This window comes from Mesorhizobium sp. M0074, assembly GCF_040322975.1.
In the GTDB taxonomy this organism is placed as follows: Bacteria; Pseudomonadota; Alphaproteobacteria; order Rhizobiales; family Rhizobiaceae; genus Mesorhizobium.
Window position 1 is genome coordinate 1 of record NZ_JAMYUM010000001.1, and the last position, 17,762, is coordinate 17,762.

The 17,762-nt window shown below is 62.5% G+C and carries 15 protein-coding genes; 6 read left to right on the top strand and 9 right to left on the bottom strand.

The annotated features are described in order from the left end of the window. Positions 1-171 precede the first annotated feature (171 nt). From rpoD to NKJ73_RS00015, 3 genes are all read right to left on the bottom strand, one after another. On the bottom strand, positions 172-2,193 hold the full coding sequence (gene rpoD / locus NKJ73_RS00005) for an RNA polymerase sigma factor RpoD (protein ID WP_023678297.1): 2,022 nt from the start codon (positions 2,191-2,193) through the stop codon (positions 172-174). A gap of 374 nt (positions 2,194-2,567) precedes the next feature. Continuing rightward, a complete protein-coding gene (dnaG, locus tag NKJ73_RS00010; protein WP_352567921.1) occupies positions 2,568-4,529 on the bottom strand; it encodes a DNA primase in 1,962 nt (653 codons plus the stop codon). Between the two features lie 157 nt (positions 4,530-4,686). Next, entirely contained in the window at positions 4,687-5,058 is a 372-nt protein-coding gene (locus NKJ73_RS00015) for an RcnB family protein (RefSeq protein WP_352567922.1), read from the bottom strand. A 378-nt stretch (positions 5,059-5,436) separates the two neighbouring features. On the opposite strand from NKJ73_RS00015, the gene NKJ73_RS00020 reads away from it, so the two are divergent. The 3 genes from NKJ73_RS00020 to NKJ73_RS00030 all read left to right on the top strand — a co-directional run bounded on the left by NKJ73_RS00020 (position 5,437) and on the right by NKJ73_RS00030 (position 8,753). Further along, positions 5,437-7,101, top strand: a complete 1,665-nt coding sequence (locus NKJ73_RS00020) for a Na/Pi cotransporter family protein (protein WP_352567923.1) — start codon at positions 5,437-5,439, stop codon at positions 7,099-7,101. A gap of 132 nt (positions 7,102-7,233) precedes the next feature. Continuing rightward, a complete protein-coding gene (locus NKJ73_RS00025; protein ID WP_023678301.1) occupies positions 7,234-7,443 on the top strand; it encodes a DUF2061 domain-containing protein in 210 nt (69 codons plus the stop codon). Positions 7,444-7,571: 128 nt separating this feature from the next. Further along, a complete protein-coding gene (locus NKJ73_RS00030; RefSeq protein ID WP_352567925.1) occupies positions 7,572-8,753 on the top strand; it encodes an MFS transporter in 1,182 nt (393 codons plus the stop codon). Positions 8,754-8,755: 2 nt separating this feature from the next. On the opposite strand, the gene NKJ73_RS00035 is transcribed toward NKJ73_RS00030, so the two are convergent. Both NKJ73_RS00035 and NKJ73_RS00040 read right to left on the bottom strand, forming a co-directional pair. Then, positions 8,756-9,313 (bottom strand): GNAT family N-acetyltransferase, encoded by a 558-nt coding sequence (locus NKJ73_RS00035; RefSeq protein ID WP_352567926.1) that lies wholly within the window; start codon positions 9,311-9,313, stop codon positions 8,756-8,758. Positions 9,314-9,369: 56 nt separating this feature from the next. After that, positions 9,370-9,819, bottom strand: coding sequence for a GatB/YqeY domain-containing protein (locus tag NKJ73_RS00040; protein ID WP_352567927.1), 450 nt, complete (start codon positions 9,817-9,819; stop codon positions 9,370-9,372). Positions 9,820-10,137: 318 nt separating this feature from the next. On the opposite strand from NKJ73_RS00040, the gene carA reads away from it, so the two are divergent. Continuing rightward, positions 10,138-11,355: a glutamine-hydrolyzing carbamoyl-phosphate synthase small subunit gene (carA, locus tag NKJ73_RS00045; RefSeq protein ID WP_352567928.1), complete on the top strand. Its 1,218-nt coding sequence runs from the start codon at positions 10,138-10,140 to the stop codon at positions 11,353-11,355. 54 nt (positions 11,356-11,409) lie between these two features. On the opposite strand, the gene NKJ73_RS00050 is transcribed toward carA, so the two are convergent. The 3 genes from NKJ73_RS00050 to mntR all read right to left on the bottom strand — a co-directional run bounded on the left by NKJ73_RS00050 (position 11,410) and on the right by mntR (position 14,427). After that, the gene (locus NKJ73_RS00050; protein ID WP_352567929.1) at positions 11,410-12,678 is read right to left on the bottom strand and encodes a TCR/Tet family MFS transporter; all 1,269 of its coding nucleotides are present in this window, start codon (positions 12,676-12,678) and stop codon (positions 11,410-11,412) included. A 150-nt stretch (positions 12,679-12,828) separates the two neighbouring features. Then, positions 12,829-13,746: a KPN_02809 family neutral zinc metallopeptidase gene (ypfJ, locus tag NKJ73_RS00055; protein WP_352567930.1), complete on the bottom strand. Its 918-nt coding sequence runs from the start codon at positions 13,744-13,746 to the stop codon at positions 12,829-12,831. Between the two features lie 225 nt (positions 13,747-13,971). Further along, on the bottom strand, positions 13,972-14,427 hold the full coding sequence (mntR, locus tag NKJ73_RS00060; RefSeq protein WP_023678308.1) for a manganese-binding transcriptional regulator MntR: 456 nt from the start codon (positions 14,425-14,427) through the stop codon (positions 13,972-13,974). A 236-nt stretch (positions 14,428-14,663) separates the two neighbouring features. On the opposite strand from mntR, the gene NKJ73_RS00065 reads away from it, so the two are divergent. After that, positions 14,664-16,031: an Nramp family divalent metal transporter gene (locus NKJ73_RS00065; protein ID WP_352450711.1), complete on the top strand. Its 1,368-nt coding sequence runs from the start codon at positions 14,664-14,666 to the stop codon at positions 16,029-16,031. Between the two features lie 153 nt (positions 16,032-16,184). Further along, a complete protein-coding gene (locus tag NKJ73_RS00070; RefSeq protein WP_352567931.1) occupies positions 16,185-16,838 on the top strand; it encodes a dihydrofolate reductase family protein in 654 nt (217 codons plus the stop codon). A gap of 53 nt (positions 16,839-16,891) precedes the next feature. On the opposite strand, the gene NKJ73_RS00075 is transcribed toward NKJ73_RS00070, so the two are convergent. Further along, positions 16,892-17,761 carry a LysR family transcriptional regulator gene (locus NKJ73_RS00075; protein WP_352567932.1) on the bottom strand — a complete coding sequence of 290 codons (870 nt, stop codon included), beginning with the start codon at positions 17,759-17,761 and terminating at the stop codon, positions 16,892-16,894. Position 17,762 lies beyond the last annotated feature (1 nt).

Here is a 17,762-nt window from a genome sequence, read left to right on the forward strand (position 1 = left end):
ACCGCTTCGACGCACCTCCTGCAACAAACAGAAGCGGACATCTGATGTGCTACAAAAACCGGACAACTTGAAAAGCTACCGACAGAGCGGCGCGTTCAATCGTGATCGCCTCTGCCCAAACGGAAAAGGGCGCCACCGGCGCCCTTGAAACTGCTTATCCGTCACCCGGCCTCAGCTGTCGAGGAAGCTTCTGAGCTTGCGCGACCGGCTCGGGTGCTTGAGCTTGCGCAGCGCCTTGGCTTCGATCTGGCGGATGCGCTCGCGGGTGACCGAGAATTGCTGGCCGACCTCTTCAAGCGTGTGGTCGGTGTTCATGCCGATGCCGAAGCGCATTCTGAGCACGCGCTCTTCGCGCGGCGTCAGCGAGGCCAGCACGCGCGTCGTCGTCTCGCGCAAATTGGCCTGGATCGCCGCGTCGATCGGCAGGATCGCCATCTTGTCCTCGATGAAATCGCCGAGATGCGAATCCTCCTCGTCGCCAACCGGCGTTTCGAGCGAGATCGGCTCCTTGGCGATCTTCAGCACCTTGCGCACTTTTTCCAGCGGCATTGCGAGTTTTTCCGCCAGTTCTTCCGGCGTCGGCTCACGGCCGATCTCATGCAGCATCTGGCGCGAGGTGCGCACGATCTTGTTGATCGTTTCGATCATGTGCACCGGAATGCGGATGGTGCGCGCCTGGTCGGCGATCGAACGGGTGATCGCCTGCCGGATCCACCACGTCGCGTAGGTCGAGAACTTGTAGCCGCGGCGGTATTCGAATTTGTCGACCGCCTTCATCAGGCCGATATTGCCTTCCTGGATCAGGTCGAGGAACTGCAGGCCGCGATTGGTGTATTTCTTGGCGATGGAGATGACGAGGCGCAGATTGGCCTCGACCATTTCCTTCTTGGCGATCGCGGCTTCGCGCTCGCCCTTCTGCACCTGGTTGACGATCTTGCGGAATTCCTGGATCGAAATCGCCGTCTCGGTGGCGAGGTTCTGGATCTCGGCGCGCAGGTCGCGGATGGCGTCCTTCTCGTTCTTGGTGAATTCCTTCCAGCCGCGCGAAGTCAAATTGCCGATCGAGCGGGTCCAGTTCGGATCGAGCTCCGAGCCCTGATATTCCTTGAGGAATTCCTCGCGGCGCACGCCATAGCTTTCGGCCAGCCGCAACAGCTTGCCTTCGTTCTGCACCAGGCGCTTGTTGATGTCGTAGAGCTGCTCGACCAGCGCCTCGATGCGCGCCGTGTTCAAGGACAGCGACTTCACCGCCTTGATCAGTTGGTCCTTCAATTCCTTCAGCCGGCGGTCCTGACTGGGCGACAGCGTGCCCGCGGCGGCCAGCCGGTTCTCGACCTGCTGGTCCTGCAGCTTGCGCAGTTTCTTGTAGGTGTCGGCAATGACGTCGAGCGTCTCCATCACCTGCGGGCGCAGTTCCGCTTCCATGGCCGCCAGCGACAGGCTCGCCTCGTCATCGTCTTCCTCGTCGTCGTCCACCAGGCCACGCGTGTCGCCGCCGACATTGGTGATGTCGTCCTCGTCCTCGCGCGAACGGCGCGACTTTTCCTCGGTCTTGGCTTCCTCGATACGCTCGACAACCGGCGCCTGCTTGGCCTCCGGCCCGGCATAGGTCGCCTCGAGGTCGATGATCTCGCGCAGCAGGATCTTCGATTCGTTGAGCTCGTCACGCCAGATGATGATGGCCTGGAAAGTCAGCGGGCTTTCGCAAAGGCCCGCGATCATCGTCTCGCGGCCGGCCTCGATGCGCTTGGCGATCGCGATTTCGCCCTCGCGCGACAGAAGCTCCACCGAGCCCATCTCGCGCAGATACATGCGGACCGGATCGTCGGTTCGGTCGGTCGGCTCTTTCTTGGTCGTGGTGGCGGCGACGGCGGTGCCGGTCTGCTCGGCGAGCTCGTTGGCGTCTTCCTCGGCATCAGCGGCGGTGTCGGCGGCTTCGGGCTCCTCGCCCTGCTCGTCGTCCTCGACCACGTTGATGCCCATGTCGGAAAGCATGGCCATCGTGTCCTCGATCTGCTCGGAGGTCACTTCCTCCGAGGGCAGCACCGAATTCAGCTCGTCCATGGTGACATAACCGCGCTTCTTGGCGGCCTTGATCATCTTCTTGACAGCATCGTCGGAAAGGTCGAGCAGAGGGCCATCGGTCGCGGCCTCGCGTTCGGTCTCGACTTCTTCCTTTTCTTTTGTCGCCATAGTCTTTATTTTCTCCAAGCGGCTGAGTATCAAAGCCGCGTAAGCTGCCGGTCCGGTCAAATTGGATGCGCTCCTTCCAGAACGCGCTTTACCGGGCCAGTAACTGCATCTCTCGTTAAGTCCAGATTAACCCTGATATCTGTGGCAAGCTGACTGCCTGTCCAGTGATCAGTACCTTACATCGCTGCATTCCCGTCGATGCCGGGGCGGGTTAACGTTTCGAATCGACCTGATTCCGCCATTCTGCCGGAAGGTCAAGCGCCTCTCGCATGATTCGCATGAAAAAAGCGAATCAATTACCCGACTTAGAGCACCGCACGCTTGATTCAACGCGCAAGCACGGCCTTACATTTCAGTCTTCTGGAGGCTTCGATCTAAACGCGCCCAGCTCTGCCCGACGATACGCCAAACCCTTCGATCAGCGCTTCCGTTGCCTGCACATCACGAAATTGCGCCTGGATTTCGACCAGGTGCCGGTAATTTTCGTCCGTGGGATCGCTGGCGAGCGCTGCTTCCGCCTGCTTCAGCTCCTTATGTAAGGTGCGCGCGCTGCGCTGCAAGTGGAGAGCTTGGCTGAACGCATCGCGAGCATCGTCGAGTGCTGCCGTTTCCAGCGCCGGCCATTGCCGCGCACGTTTGATCAGCGCCACCGCGCGCTGCCAGATCTCACCGCAGCCGGCCCGCTCGATCGTCGCGATTACAGCCTCGCGGTTGTTGGCCATATCGTGCGCCATGGCGTCGAGGATGGCCGCATGCAGCCGCTTCAGATCGGAATTGGCGAGATCGAGGAACTCGACATGGGCGAAATTCTCGTCGATCAGCACGGGATGGTTGACGAGGGCCGCAATGATCGTCGCCTCGCGCACCGACATGCCCTCGCCGCCGCGTTTGACCAGCGCCGAGCGGCCGAGGCTTTCGGTGATCGCGGTGCGCCCACCGGCACCGCCGCCACGTGCAAACTGTCCGCCGGGTGCTGAGACCCTGCCCGGGAAGCGCTCACCGGGCCGTCCGTCCTGACGTCCCTGGCGTCCGCGCTGGGCACCGAAGAAGCTCTGCACGCGCTCGCGCATTTCCTGTTGGTAGTGATAGCGAAGGCTCTCGTCGCGGATGCGGCTGGTCAGTTCGCGTAGCGTCTTTTCGAGCTCCGCCCGCCGTTCCGGCGTGTCGAAGATGCCGCCGGCGGTCTCGCGCATCCACAAGAGGTCGGCCAGCGGCCGCGCCTCGGAAAGCACGGCGCGGAACGCATCCGGCCCGTCACCCTTGACCAGATCGTCGGGATCCTTGCCCTCCGGCAGCAGGGCGAAGCGCACGGAGCGGCCTGCCTGGACCGCCGGCAGCGCCATGTCGGCGGCGCGCCACGCTGCCTTCAACCCGGCTTGGTCGCCGTCGAAGCACAGCACCGGCTCGCCAGCCATGCGCCATAGAAGTTCGAGCTGGTTTTCAGTCAACGCGGTGCCGAGCGGCGCCACCACGTTTTCGAAGCCGGCCTGCGCCAGCGCGATCACATCCATGTAGCCTTCGACGGCAATGACGGTGCCGCCCTTGGCCAGCGCCCCCTTTCCCAGTGCTTGCCGCGCACGGGCGAAATTGTAGAGCACGTTGCCCTTGTGGAAGAGCTCCGTATCGGGCGAGTTCATATATTTGGCCAGCGCATCCGGCGCCAGTGCCCGCCCTCCGAAGGCGATGATCTTGCCCCTGGAATCCGGGATCGGGAACATGATGCGGTCGCGGAACCAATCATAGGAAACCGGGACGTCGTCGCCATGGCGCACCAGCCCGCACGCCTCGATGTCGGCCTTGGGGACACCCTTGGCGGCAAGATGCTCCTTCAGCGCATTGCGGCTGTCGGGGGCATAGCCGAGGCGGAAAGACTGCTGCGTCGCCGGTGTCAGCCCCCGGTCGCGCAGATAGGCGCGGGCCTTTGCCCCTTCCGGTCCCTGCAGCCGTTCCTGGAAGAACGCCGTCGCCATCTCCATGACGTCAGTCAGGCTGGCGCGTTCCTTTTCGCGCCGCTCCTCCTGGGCATCGCGAACCGGCATCGGCACGCCGGCCATGTCGGCGATCTTCTCGACCGCTTCAGGAAAGCTCATCCCGTCAAGTTCGGTCAGGAACTTGAAATGGTCGCCCGAAACCGAGCAGCCGAAGCAATGGTAGCGGCCCTTCTTGTCCTCGCAGTGGAAGGACGGGCTCTTCTCGCCATGGAAGGGACAGCACGCCCAATAGTCGCCGCGCGGCGCGTTAGTCTTCTTCCTGTCCCACGCGACGCGCTGGCCGATCACCGAAGAAATCGGCACGCGGTCGCGGATCTCGTCGAGGAAAGCAGGTGGAAAGCGCATGGGGGGACAGCCCGTTTGGCCTCCATATAATCACACGGGCGAAGCCCGACGACTCCTAATGGCGATCATACCCGGTTTTCACAGGCCAAAAAGAGAAGGCGGCCCGCGGGCCGCCTTCTCGATCTAAACCGACGCAGCGCGGTCAGCCGTTCCGGGCTCATTGCGCGGCGATAGCACCGAAGATCAGGCCGGAGAGAACGCTGACCAGCAGATAGTCGTTGCCGACCCGGATCCATTCCTGCCCGGGACCCGGACGGCGCAGGCCATAGTGGCGATAGTCGCGGATCGGCTGGTGACGCTTCCAGCTGGAATATCTCTGGCCGTTGCGCCAATGGCTGCGCTTCACGACGATCTTTTTCTTCACTACGACGCGCTTGTTCACGTCGACATGCCTGCCGGGCCTTTGCCAGTCGACCTGGCTGTAGTTCGACTGCGGCGCGTTTGGTGTGTTCAGAGGTGCAGCCTGGCCCTGCCAGGTGGTTGCAGCCAGCATCGAGAAGGCAATGGCGGAAAGAACGACGCGTTTCATGGCGGGTACTCCTTGGTTGTCGATGCCTAGGGAATAGAGCCGGACGGATGAACCGAAACTGAACACCGAGATTACGTTTTCGTAATGATTTCTTATATTTAGAACGACTAATTCAGCGCTACCTTTAAAGCTGGCATCCGCGAATGGACGCATGACCCGCCGCAACTCCGCAGTCTATGCAACCATTTTGTCAGCCATCCATTTCCGACACGCTCCGTCGCGTGCCAACAGGCGTCGGAACCGGGCAAAATTTATTATTCGGCTAAAATAAATCGGAGTAATATCAACCTCTGCAATGTCCACGATTCGCGCCCACTTTTGCACCCTTGACGTCACGGCGCCCGCGTCGCTGGCATCTGTTGGGTTGCGGGGTCGGGCATGAGTGGCTCTGTCGTTTTGCTGCACCTTGCCGGTGCGGTCGCATTGATGCTGTTTGCCACCCGTTTGGTGAAGACCGGCGTCGAGCGCGCCTATGGCGATGTGCTGCGCCACAAACTGCGCGCCACAATGCGCAATCCGTTCATGGCGGTTCTGGCCGGCTGCGGCCTGGCTGTCGCGCTGCAAAGCTCGACCGCCGTCACCTTGCTGGTCGGCTCATTCGCCGGCTCCGGTATTGTCAGCGGCATGTCGGGCCAGCTTGCGGTGCGCGGCGCCGAGATCGGCTCAGCACTGGTGGTCAAGCTGCTCACCTTCGATCTGTCGCTGCTGGTGCCGATCTGCCTGGTCGCCGGCACCGTCATGTTCATGGCCACCGAGCGGCGCGACTGGCGCCAGTTCGGCCGCATCCTGGTCGGCATCGGCCTGCTGCTTCTGTCGCTGGAGATGATCGGCCAGGCGTCGGAGCCACTGCGCCAGAGCACGCTGATGCCGCTCATCGTCGATTACTTCTCCGGCGATCCGGTCACCGCCTATCTTCTGGCGGCGTTGGTCACCTGGCTGTTCCATTCCTCGATCGCCGCGGTGCTGCTGATGGTGACGCTGGCCGGCCGCGGCTTCATCCCGCCCGAACTCGGCATCGTGCTGGTGCTCGGTGTCAATCTCGGCTCTTCGATCATCGCGCCGCTTCTAACCCGCAACGCAGAACCCGGCGTTCGTATCGTGCCGATCGGCAATCTCCTGATGCGCGGCATGGGTTCGCTGATGATGCTGATCCTGTTCCTGACGTTCAAGCCGCCGGTCGCCTTCTTGGGCAGCACGGTGCCCGAGCAGATCGTCAATGCCCACATTGTCTTCAACATCCTGATCCTGATCGCCGGCCTACCGCTGGCGAGCCTGGTCTATCGCGCCTCGGAAAGGATCGTGGCGTTGGGCACCAAGCCCCAGGAAGCTAACGCGCTCGACGTCGTCGAGCTTTCGGCGCTCAACGAAAGTGCGCTCGACGTGCCGAGCCAGGCATTGGCCAACGCCACCCGCGAGGTGGTGCGGGTCTGCGAAACGGTCGAGATCATGCTGAAACGGATCATCGAGCTCTATGAGAGCGCCGATGCCGACAAGATCGGCGCGTTGGCCGCACTCGACGACCGTGTCGACAGGAAGCACGCTGCGATCAAGCTCTATCTGGCCAAGGTCACCAAGAACCCGTTGAGCGAGGACGAGGCGCTGCGTTGCCAGGAGCTGATCGGCGCCTGCGTCAAGCTGGAGCAGGTCGGCGACATCATCGTGCGCAACATGTTGGTCCACGTGAAGAAGAAATTCGAGCGCGGGCTGGAGTTCACGCCGGAAGGATGGCGTGAGCTTTGCGCCTTCCATGGCTTGGTGCTTGCCAATGCCAGGCTTGCCTTCAACGTGCTGGTGTCCCGCGATCCGGAGACCGCTCGCCAGTTGGTGCTGGAAAAGGACCGGCTGCGCGACCGCGAGAAGGAAACCAGCCAGAGCCATTTCGTGCGGCTGCGCGACGGCACCCCCAAGAGCGTCGAGACCAGTTCGATCCATCTCGACACCATTCGCGACCTCAAGCAGATCAACTCGCTGCTCGCCTCGATGGCCTATCCCGTACTTGAAGAGCGCGGCCTGCTCACCGGTTCGCGGCTGAAGGCTGGATAGATTGCGTCCACAGGCCGGGTAGCTTCAGAACATCGCCTATGAAAATTGCTGTGGGCCAATGCGCAAAAATTATCTTTGCGCCACCTCCTGTCTGTCGGCTAAAGATCGCCGCATCTACCGCAAGGAAAGTCGATGGACACCCATTCTCGCAGCTTCGCCAAAGCGCTTTCCTGGCGCGTCACCGGCACCATCGACACGATGATCATTTCGCTCGTCGTGACCGGAAGCATCAAGCTCGCCGCGGCCATCGGCCTGACCGAGGTCGTCACCAAGTCGCTGCTCTACTATCTTCACGAGCGAGCGTGGCTGAAAATTCCTTATGGAAGGAAGGCAGCCGCCTAGCTCTTGCCTCCGCGGCGGGCGCCTGACCGGCGATCAAGAAAAGCTAAAGCGGCGTCGACAATTTCTGGATTGCCCGCTGCCCTCATCCGTGGTTTGAGGCCACCTTATCCGAGGATCGCCTTTCCGCCATGCTCCCCCTCATTGCCCTGTTCATTGCCGCCTTCGCCTTCGGCACCACCGAATTCGTCATCGCCGGCGTGCTGCCGCAGGTGGCGGAGGGCCTTGGCGTCGCGATCCCGACCGCCGGCTATCTCGTTTCCGGCTATGCCGGCGGCATTGCAGTCGGCGGCCCGCTGCTGGCGCTCGCCACCAAAAGGTTCTCCCGCAAGGCCCTGCTGCTTGGACTGACTGCAGCCTTCACCATCGGCCAGGCCGCCTGCGCGCTGGCGCCCGACTTCGCCTCGATGCTGCTGTTGCGGATAGCGGTGGCCGTGGCGCATGGCGCCTATTTCGGCGTTGCCATGGTGGTGGCCGTCGGCCTCGTGCGCGAAGACCAGCGCGGCATGGCGGTGGCGCTGATCCTGTCCGGCCTCACCGTATCGAACGTAATCGGCGTTCCGGCCGGCACGGCAATCGGCAACATCTGGGGATGGCGTGCGACATTCTGGGTGATGTGCGCGCTCGGTGTGGTGGCCTTCACGACAATCGGCGCCCTGCTGCCGCGCAAGACGGGATCGTCGAGCCCGTCGGCGAGCCTTGGAAGCGAGGTCCGCGTGCTCGCACGCCAGCAGGTCTGGACCTCGCTCATTATTATGCTGATGCTGATGATCGGCCAGTTCGGCCTGTTCACCTACATCACGCCGACGCTGCTTGAGGTCACAGGCCTCGACGAGAAATGGATACCTTGGGTGCTCTTGCTCAATGGGGTCGGCGCAACGATCGGCGTCTTCGTCGGCGGGCGGCTCGCCGACTGGAAGCTGATGCCGTCGCTCATCGCCATGCTTTTCCTACAGGCGGCAATGCTCGCCTTGATCTACGCTGTCAGCCCTTACCCGCTGCCGATGGTGATAGCGATCTTCGTCTGGGGCGGCCTCAACTTTGCCATCGGCACGCCGATCCAGACCCGCATCCTGACCTGGACCGCAGACGCCTCCAACCTTGCCTCGTCGCTCATCCCGTCGGGCTTCAATGTCGGCATCGCGCTCGCCGCATCGCTCGGCGCGGCGATGCTCAATGCCGGCTATGGCTATCGCAGCCTGCCGGTGGTTGGCGCGATCGCCATGCTGGTCGCGGTCGCGGTTGCGCTTGCCTCGCATGTCTGGGAATGGCGAAGCCGGGCTGCGCCGCCGCTGCCGGCTGCCGCCGAATAGGGCTACAGATCGATCCGGTAGCGCAGGCTTTCCGCGCCGCCATAGGCGGCGTCCTCGAAGAAACGCCCGACGAGCCGGCCGCCATTGGCCAGAACGACCTTCTGCGAGGGCACATTGTGAGGCTTGCAGGTGATTTCGACGAAGGGCAGGCCAACCGCCCTCGCCTCCACCAGCATCAGCCGCAGCGCCTCGGTCGCATAGCCGCGTCCCCGTTTCCACGGCACCACCGCATAGCCGATGTGGCCGAGCACATGCGACGGCAGCGCCGCGGTGCCGTGCTGCCAGCGCAGGCCGATTGAGCCTGCGACTTCCCCGTCCCAGATCCAGCGCCGGAATCCGGGCAGCCGCGGCACCGTCGAACCGTCGGGCAAGGTGATCGGCGGTCCCTTGCCATCGGAATCGTCGAGATCGCCAAGGAAAGTCGCTGGATCCTTTTCGATAGCCGCAAGCTGCTCGCGCGTCGCGTCGAGCAGCCGCACATTGTCCGGCGACCAGCCGCGCTCGAGGGCCGCCTTGTAGGACGGCAGGTGTTCAAGCGCCGGTTTGACGAGTTTGATCACGGGCGCGAGCTTTTGGCTGCCGGATTGCGGGCGCGACGGCAAGGGCCTTCGGCAGCTTACTGAAGCAGGCTCTTGACGATGCCGCTCGCCTCGGAAAAATCCATCTGACCGGCGTATTTCTCCTTGAGCGCCGCCATCACCTTGCCCATATCCTTGACGCCGCTGGCGCCGGTCTCGGCGATGGCGGAACGGACGGCGCTTTCCGTCTCGGCCTGACCCAGTTGCGTCGGCAGGAAGTCGCGGATGATGGCCATCTCGTCGCGCTCCTGCGCTGCAAGCTCCGGCCGCTTGCCGTCATCGAACGCCTTGGCCGATTCTTCGCGCTGCTTCACCATCTTGGCCAGGATCTGCAGGATTTCGTCGTCGCTGGCCGGCTCCTTGCCGGCGCCGCGATTGGCGATGTCGCGATCATGAATGGCCGCCTGGATCAGCCGCAATGTCGGCAGCCGGCGCTTGTCCTGCGCCTTCATCGCACTCTTCAGGGATTCGGCGATTTTGCCTCGCATGGTGCTTTCTCCTTCGAATGCCGCGGACAATAGTCGTGCCGATAGCTCAAGGCAAATTCGATAGCGTCCGGCAAACCGCTGATATTATTCGACGAAATAAATCCAGGCACGCACGGCGCGGCATCATTGACCGCCTTGGCGCCTTCCCCTATGTACTGGGCCTTGCATGAATTGAATTCTAGTGCACGTCGCCCAAAAATGCGTAGCGGTTTTGGCAACGACAGGCACAAATGAAAACTTAGCGCGCCGAGGCTGTGAGATCGCCGCTTCGCGCCTTTTGTTGCGCCGACTGAGGGCGCAACCTTTAGGAGTGCCGCCATGGCAACGAAGACAGCCGCGTCGACCCCCCCTTGGGCCAGCGAGAGGCCGACAGCCCTGCTGGTGCTGGCCGACGGCACTGTCATAGAGGGCCGCGGTCTGGGCGCCACCGGCTCCGCCGTCGCCGAGGTCTGCTTCAACACCGCGCTGACCGGCTACCAGGAGATACTCACCGACCCATCCTATGCCGGCCAGATCGTCACTTTCACCTTTCCGCATATCGGCAATATCGGCACCAATGACGAAGACATCGAGGACCTCAACCCGCTGGCCCGCGCCGGCGCCGTCGGCGCCGTGTTCAAGGCCGATGTCACCAACCCGTCGAATTACCGCGCCGGAACCGGTCTCGACCAGTGGCTGAAGAAGCGCGGCATCGTCGCACTTTCGGGCATCGACACGCGGGCGCTGACCGCGCTGATCCGCGAAAAGGGCATGCCCAATGCCGTCATCGCGCACGCGCCCGACGGTATCTTCGACGTCGATGACCTCAAGCGCCGCGCCGCCGCATGGTCAGGGCTTATCGGGCTTGATCTCGCCAAGGAGGTGACCTCCGGCCAGTCATCGGTCTGGCGCGAGACGCCCTGGGTCTGGAACGAGGGCTTTGGCGAACAGGCTGATCCGTCGATGCACGTCGTTGCCGTCGACTACGGCGTCAAGCGCAACATATTGCGCCTGCTGGCCGGCCTCGGCGCCAAGGTCACTGTGGTGCCGGCAAAAACCGGCGCCGAGGAGATCCTGGCGATGCGGCCCGACGGCATTTTTCTATCCAACGGCCCCGGCGATCCGGAAGCCACCGGCGACTACGCCGTTCCGGTCATCCAGGATCTGTTGAAGACCGAAATCCCGCTTTTCGGCATCTGCCTCGGCCACCAGATGCTGGCGCTGGCGCTGGGCGGCAAGACCGCAAAAATGCATCAGGGCCACCACGGCGCCAATCATCCTGTCAAGGACCACACCACCGGCAAGGTCGAGATCGTCTCGATGAACCATGGCTTTGCCGTCGACGCCGACTCATTGCCGAGCGGCGTCGAGGAAACGCATGTCTCGCTGTTCGACGGTTCGAATTGCGGCATTGCGCTCACCGGCAGGCCGGTCTTCTCGGTCCAGCATCATCCCGAAGCCTCGCCCGGCCCGCAGGATTCGCACTATCTGTTTCGCCGCTTCGTCAATCTCATCCGCGAAAAGCGCGGCGAGCCGGCACTGGCCGAGCGTGTTTAGCGCATGCGCAAAAACGGATTTGATTGACGGCGCCGGCCGGGCTCCCGGCGCCGATCAAGCCCCGTCCGTCACCGCTTCCTGCGCGTGCATGCGTTTGACTTCCTTCGGCGTCGGCTTGGCCACCCTGGTGACGAAGACGACGAGCGCCAGCGTGAGGAAAATCGCGCCGAGCAGATACGGGGCACCGCCGAAAGCTACGGGCGCGCTCGGCCCCGTGAACCAGGAAAAGATCGCCGTATAAAGCAGCGGTGTGATGATCGAGGTGATCGAGAAGATCGAGGTCATTGCGCCCTGGAGTTCGCCCTGGGCGGAAGGTGGCACCTTGGCGGCCGCAAGGCTTCTGAGCGGCGGGTCGGCCAACGCCTCGAGACATCCGACGACGATCACTGCATAGATCATCCAGCCTTGTGACGCGAAGGCGTAGCCGAAGGCGCTGAGTGCGGTAAATGCCAGACCGATTACCGCCGTCTTCCACTCGCCAAGCTTAGGGATCACGCGCGGCAGGACTGTCGCCATGACGATCGCCCCGCACAGGCCGAAGGCGCCGAGCGAGAAGCCGATCTGTTGTTCGCTCCAGCCATAGCGATAACTGGAGACGAACGACCAGACCGCAGGATACATCATGTGCCCCAGCGTCATCAGAAAGAAGACAAGTCCGATCCAGCCGATACCTTCGTAGTTGCGCATCTGGACGAGCGTGCCGACCGGGTTCGCGCGTTTCCACTCGAAGCGGCGACGGTGCTTGTTATCAAGTGTTTCCGGCAACAGAAACAGCGCGATCAGAAAGTTTGCGAAAGCAAGCCCGGCAGCGAAATAGAACGGCACACGCGGCCCGAACGTGCCGAGCAACCCGCCCAGAACCGGCCCTATGACGAAGCCGACGCCGAAAGCAATGCCGAGCAGCCCGAAATTCTTCGCACGATTTTCGTCGGTCGAGATATCGGCAATGAACGCCGATGTCGTGGAATAACTGGCGCCGGAAATGCCGGCCAGCACGCGGCCGATGAACAGCATCGGATAGGACCAGGCGATAGCGCAGATCAGATTGTCGATAGCGAACGTCAGCACCGAGGCGAGCAGAATTGGCCGCCGCCCGAACCGGTCGCTCAACCCGCCCATCACTGGTGCGAAAACGAACTGCATTGCCGCATAGACGAAGAACAGCCAGCCGCCCTCGATAGCCGCCTCGCTGATGCCGACGCCGGTCAATTCCCTGAGATAGGCCGGCAGCACCGGCATAATGATGCCGAAGCCGATGACGTCGAGCAGCAGGGTGGTGAAAACAAGCGCAAGGCCCCGCCTGGCGGTTTTGGGGTCTATCATGATGGTATCTCCTCGGGCCGCCCGAGCGAACGGGAACACACCTTATAGGCGAGCACATCGCTGGGAACAATGAGGGAACGGGCCGAGTGCTTTCATCCTGACATCCCCTGACTGCGATCCAGTCTCTCGGATTACGAGAAAACCGGCGGCTCAGATCGGGTTGTTGAACGTGTCGCAGTCCGAAAGCTTGCCGTTCTGGAAGCCTCGCGCCAGCCAGGTCTGCCGCTGCTGCGACGTGCCGTGGTTGAAGCTTTCCGGCACGACGTAGCCCTGCATCTTCTTCTGCAGCGTGTCGTCGCCGATCTGCTTGGCGGCGTTCAGTGCCTCCGCCATGTCGCCCTGCTCCAAAATGCCCTTCTGACCGGTGAAATGCGCCCAGATGCCGGCAAAGCAGTCGGCCTGCAACTCGACCTGCACCGACATGTGGTTGGCGTCGGCTTCGCTCATATTCTGCCGCATCTGGTTGAATTTGGGCAGGATGCCGACCAGGTTCTGCACGTGGTGGCCGACCTCATGCGCGATCACATAGGCCTGTGCGAAATCGCCCGAGGCACCGAACTGCTGATCGAGCTGCTGGAAGAAGGTGGTGTCGAGATAGACTTTGCGATCGTTGGGACAGTAGAATGGTCCGGCCGCTGACGAGGCAGAGCCGCAAGCAGAGCCGATCCGTCCGCTGAACAGGACCAGTTTTGGATCTTGATAGGTCAGGCCCTCGGACTGAAAAATACCGGTCCACGTGTCCTCGGTCTCGGCCAGCACAGTCGACACGAACTGCTTCATCTCGTCGGAGGCGGGCGCACCGGTGCCGCCGCCTTGCGCACCGCTATTGTCGGTGATCTGACCGCCGCCGGGCTGCAAGCCGCTGTTATCGAGGATCTGACTCGGGTCGAAGCCGAAATACCACCCTGCCAGGAAAATCAACCCTACGATGATAATGCCCGACATGCCGCCGCCGCCGGCGCGACCGCCGATCGGGATGCGAAACTGCCCCGGCCCGCCGCCAAGCCCGCCGCTCTGGCCGCGCTCGTCCTCGACATTGTCACTCTGACGACGGCCCTTCCAGAGCATGGCAACCCCCGTGATGCAATTTTCCGGCCGATCGGGCCGTGTCCCGGTTCGATCGGACACGACAACAATTATCTCAACGGTTACGCCAAGTCACAGTATTTTTCGTGCGAACAAGCAATGCTTGCTGACGCTTGCCTGCTCTGGCCGAGACATCGCAAGGTCTGTGCCGTTCACCCTGCTCATGGGAAGCGAGAGTCGCGCGAAGAGATACGCTGGCCGTGCTTTTCAGCGGGCGGCGATTATTGCCTTGCGAAAGGCTTCGAGCGTCTCGGCGCTGACATGATGCTCGATGCCCTCGGCGTCGATGCGCGCCGTCTCGGCGCTGACCCCGAGCGAGCGCAGGAAGGCCTCGACGGTCTGGTGGCGAATGCGGCTCTCTTCCGCAACCTTGCGGCCGGCATCGGTCAGGAACACGCCGCGATAAGGCTTCCGGGAGACCAGCCCGTCGGCGCACAGCCGCGTCAGCATTTTCGCCACCGTCGGCTGAGCGACGCCGAGCCGTGCCGCGATATCGACCTGGCGCGCCTCGTTGCCATCCTCGATCAGGTCGGCGATGAGCTCGACATAATCCTCGACCAGCGCGCTGCGGCGCGCTTCACGCGTCTGCCTGAAGCCTTCCGAGTGGATTTCTGCGTCAGGCAGCGGCTTTTCGCGAGGAACCGGTCTTTTCTTCAGCGCCAATACGCGCTCCTCCCGGCAGTTTGAATCGACATTGCGGTCATAACACGGAACCCTATTGGTTCTGGCCGTTTATTTCCATTCGGTGGCCGGCGCAACCGGCGTTCACTGCCGTTCCGGCCGCACGGCCAAGCGGCCACAAGAAAAAGCTCAGACAATGAAATATAGCATATTGCATAATGTTCAGCCGTGGCATAGATAAGGAGACAACATCGATCGTTCCAGCGGAAAGCCATTTCATGTCGGAAGCCGAAGCCACCTCAGCCCCCCGGTCCATGTGGCGATTTGCCCGCCCGGAGGACGACGAGCAGCCCAGCCTTCGCGAAGTCAACGCAACGATCGCGGTGCCGCACTCGGGGATCTGGCTTCGCCGGCTGTTCGCCTTCATGGGGCCGGGCTACATGGTTTCGGTCGGCTATATGGATCCGGGCAATTGGGCGACCGACCTCGCCGGCGGGGCCCAATTCGGCTACACGCTGCTTTTCATCATCATGTTGTCGAACCTGATGGCGATCCTGCTGCAGGCACTCGCCGCCCGGCTCGGCATCGCCACCGGCCGCGACCTTGCGCAGGCGTGCCGCGCCTATTATCCGCGACCGGTCAATTTCATGCTTTGGGTCGCTTGCGAATTGGCCATCATTGCCTGCGACCTGGCCGAGGTCATTGGCACGGCGATCGCCTTGCAACTGCTGTTCGGGATTCCGCTGATCGGCGGCGCCATTATCACCGCGCTCGATGCCTTCCTGCTGCTGCTGCTGATGAACAAGGGCTTCCGTTTCCTCGAGGCCTTCATCATAGCGCTTTTGATTATCATCTTCGGCTGCTTCGCCATTCAGATCTTTGCCGCCGCCCCGCCGGTCGGCTCCATCCTGCACGCGATGTTCGTGCCGTCGTCCGAGATCGTCACCAATCCGGCCATGCTCTACATCGCCATCGGCATCATCGGCGCCACGGTGATGCCGCACAATCTCTATCTGCATTCCTCGATCGTGCAGACCCGCGCCTATGAGCGCACCGATCGCGGTAAGCGCGACGCCATCAAATGGGCGACGACCGACTCGACCATCGCGCTGATACTGGCGTTGTTCGTCAATGCTTCCATCCTGATCGTGTCGGCGGTGGCGTTCCACGGCACCGGTCATCATGACGTTGCCGAGATCGGCCAGGCCTTCGAGCTTCTGTCGCCGCTGCTTGGCCTCGGCATCGCTTCCATCCTGTTTGCCGTAGCGCTGCTCGCCTCCGGCCTGAACTCGACGGTGACGGCGACGCTCGCCGGCCAGATCGTGATGGAAGGGTTCTTGCGGCTGCGCATCCCGCAATGGGCGCGCCGCCTGCTGACGCGCGGCATCGCCATCATCCCGGTAGTGGTGGTCACCGCGCTCTATGGCGAGAAGGGAACCGGCCAGTTGCTGGTCTTCAGCCAGGTAATCCTGTCGATGCAGCTCCCCTTCGCTGTCGTACCGCTGGTGCAGTTCGTCTCGGACAAGCGCAAGATGGGCAATTTCGCCATTTCCCGCGCCGTTGCCGTGCTGGCCTGGGTGGTCGCCGGGCTCATCCTGGTGCTCAACTTCAAGCTGCTCTACGATACGGTCGTTGGCTTGGGCTGAGCGTTCTCGGCTCCAAGCTGAGACGATAAGGTCGGCAGTCATCCGCCCTTCCAACCCTGGAAATTTGCCGGCCGCTGTCGGATAAATGTCCGTTCGCCCGTCCTTGGCTCGAACTCCGGCCATGACGGCACGGATCAGGGAAAGGGAGCTCCAATGAGGAAGATCATCGCCGCAACATTCGTCAGCCTCGACGGCGTCATGCAGGCGCCCGGCGGCCCGCAAGAGGACCCTGTCGGCGGCTTCAAATTCGGCGGCTGGACGTTTCACTACTGGGACGATGTGATGGGCGCCGCGATGGGCGAGACGTTTTCAAAACCGTTCGCGCTGCTTCTCGGCCGCAAGACTTACGACATCTTCGCCGCCCACTGGCCTTATCAGAAGAATGATCCGATCGCCGACAGCTTCAACGCCGTCACCAAATATGTGGCGACGCACAGGCCGGATTCGCTGTCCTGGCAAAACAGCCAGCCGCTCGGCAGCGATGTCGTGGCGACGTTGCGCCGGATGAAGCAGGAGGACGGCCCCGACCTGCTCATTCAGGGATCGAGCGAGCTGATCCAGACCTTGCTCGCCAATGACCTGATCGACGAGATCAGCTTGCTGATCTTCCCGCTGGTGCTGGGCAAGGGCAAAAAACTGTTCGGCAGCGGCACGATACCTGCCGCCTTCAAGCTGACCCGTTCGCAGGCATCGACCACCGACGTCCTCATGGCGAGCTATGAACGCTCCGGCGAGATCAAGACCGGGTCATTTGCCACGGAGCAGCCGTCCGAAGCCGAGATCGAGCGGCGCAAGAACTGGAAGTAGATGCCGCGGGGCGATCAAGGACGGCTGAACACTGGCCGTCCTTTTTGCTGTTTTTAAGCCGCCTCTCGTCGCCCTGCCAACCCATCGCGGAGGTGGCCCGCGAATGCCAGTGCAGCCGGCGCGACGTCGTGCTTCGGCAAATGCAGATTGATCGAAAAATTCGGCAATGACGGCAGCTCCGGATCGTTGGCCAAAATGTCGAGGTCGACAGGCACGGTCGACGCCAACCAGGTGGTGACGGCCAAGTCCGAACGCACCGTCGCCGTCGTCGCGTCGATGCTGCCGTTTTCGAATACGGTGCGCCATTCCAGCCCATGCTCGTTAAGCGCCTCCAGCACCACCGGGCGGAACGCACAGGTCTCGGCGACCATCGAAACCGGCAAGGGCCGCTTGCCGCGGGCGGCGCCGCCTTTGGCGCCGACCCAGACCAGCCGGTCGACAACAAGGCATTCACCGGCCGACCGACCGATCGGCTCCTCGATCACCGCGAGCTCTATAGTGCCGGTCGCCAAGGCTGCGGCCAACTCTGGCGACGAAGCACAGACAAGCGAGATCTCGACCTGCGGATAGGCCTCGGCATAGGCCTTCAGCACCGGCGCAAGCAAGGTGCCGACAAGGTCGTACGGCACCCCGAGCCGCACCTGACCGGCAACCGCATCGCCCGCCATCTCCGCCAGGATCTCGTCATTGAGGGAAAGCAGGCGCTTGCCCTTGCCGAACAATCGCTCGCCGGAGCGGGTCAATCGCAATCCGCGCCGATCGCGATCGAACAGGCTGCAGCCGAGAACCTCTTCCAAACGCTTGATCTGCTGGCTGACGGCACCTTGCGTCAAATGCAGCGCGTTGGCCGCCGCCGTCATGCTGGCCTTGTCGGCAACGGTGACGAAGGTTCGAACCAGGGCAGTATCGAGGTTGCGGAGCATC

What these genes read in the sequence shown, in the direction of transcription:
- rpoD (WP_023678297.1), bottom strand. Translation starts at nt 2,193, where the DNA reads ATGGCGACAAAAGAAAAGGAAGAAGTCGAGACCGAACGCGAGGCCGCG.
- dnaG (WP_352567921.1), bottom strand. Translation starts at nt 4,529, where the DNA reads ATGCGCTTTCCACCTGCTTTCCTCGACGAGATCCGCGACCGCGTGCCG.
- NKJ73_RS00015 (WP_352567922.1), bottom strand. Translation starts at nt 5,058, where the DNA reads ATGAAACGCGTCGTTCTTTCCGCCATTGCCTTCTCGATGCTGGCTGCA.
- NKJ73_RS00020 (WP_352567923.1), top strand. Translation starts at nt 5,437, where the DNA reads ATGAGTGGCTCTGTCGTTTTGCTGCACCTTGCCGGTGCGGTCGCATTG.
- NKJ73_RS00025 (WP_023678301.1), top strand. Translation starts at nt 7,234, where the DNA reads ATGGACACCCATTCTCGCAGCTTCGCCAAAGCGCTTTCCTGGCGCGTC.
- NKJ73_RS00030 (WP_352567925.1), top strand. Translation starts at nt 7,572, where the DNA reads ATGCTCCCCCTCATTGCCCTGTTCATTGCCGCCTTCGCCTTCGGCACC.
- NKJ73_RS00040 (WP_352567927.1), bottom strand. Translation starts at nt 9,819, where the DNA reads ATGCGAGGCAAAATCGCCGAATCCCTGAAGAGTGCGATGAAGGCGCAG.
- carA (WP_352567928.1), top strand. Translation starts at nt 10,138, where the DNA reads ATGGCAACGAAGACAGCCGCGTCGACCCCCCCTTGGGCCAGCGAGAGG.
- NKJ73_RS00050 (WP_352567929.1), bottom strand. Translation starts at nt 12,678, where the DNA reads ATGATAGACCCCAAAACCGCCAGGCGGGGCCTTGCGCTTGTTTTCACC.
- ypfJ (WP_352567930.1), bottom strand. Translation starts at nt 13,746, where the DNA reads ATGCTCTGGAAGGGCCGTCGTCAGAGTGACAATGTCGAGGACGAGCGC.
- NKJ73_RS00065 (WP_352450711.1), top strand. Translation starts at nt 14,664, where the DNA reads ATGTCGGAAGCCGAAGCCACCTCAGCCCCCCGGTCCATGTGGCGATTT.
- NKJ73_RS00070 (WP_352567931.1), top strand. Translation starts at nt 16,185, where the DNA reads ATGAGGAAGATCATCGCCGCAACATTCGTCAGCCTCGACGGCGTCATG.
- NKJ73_RS00075 (WP_352567932.1), bottom strand. Translation starts at nt 17,761, where the DNA reads ATGCTCCGCAACCTCGATACTGCCCTGGTTCGAACCTTCGTCACCGTT.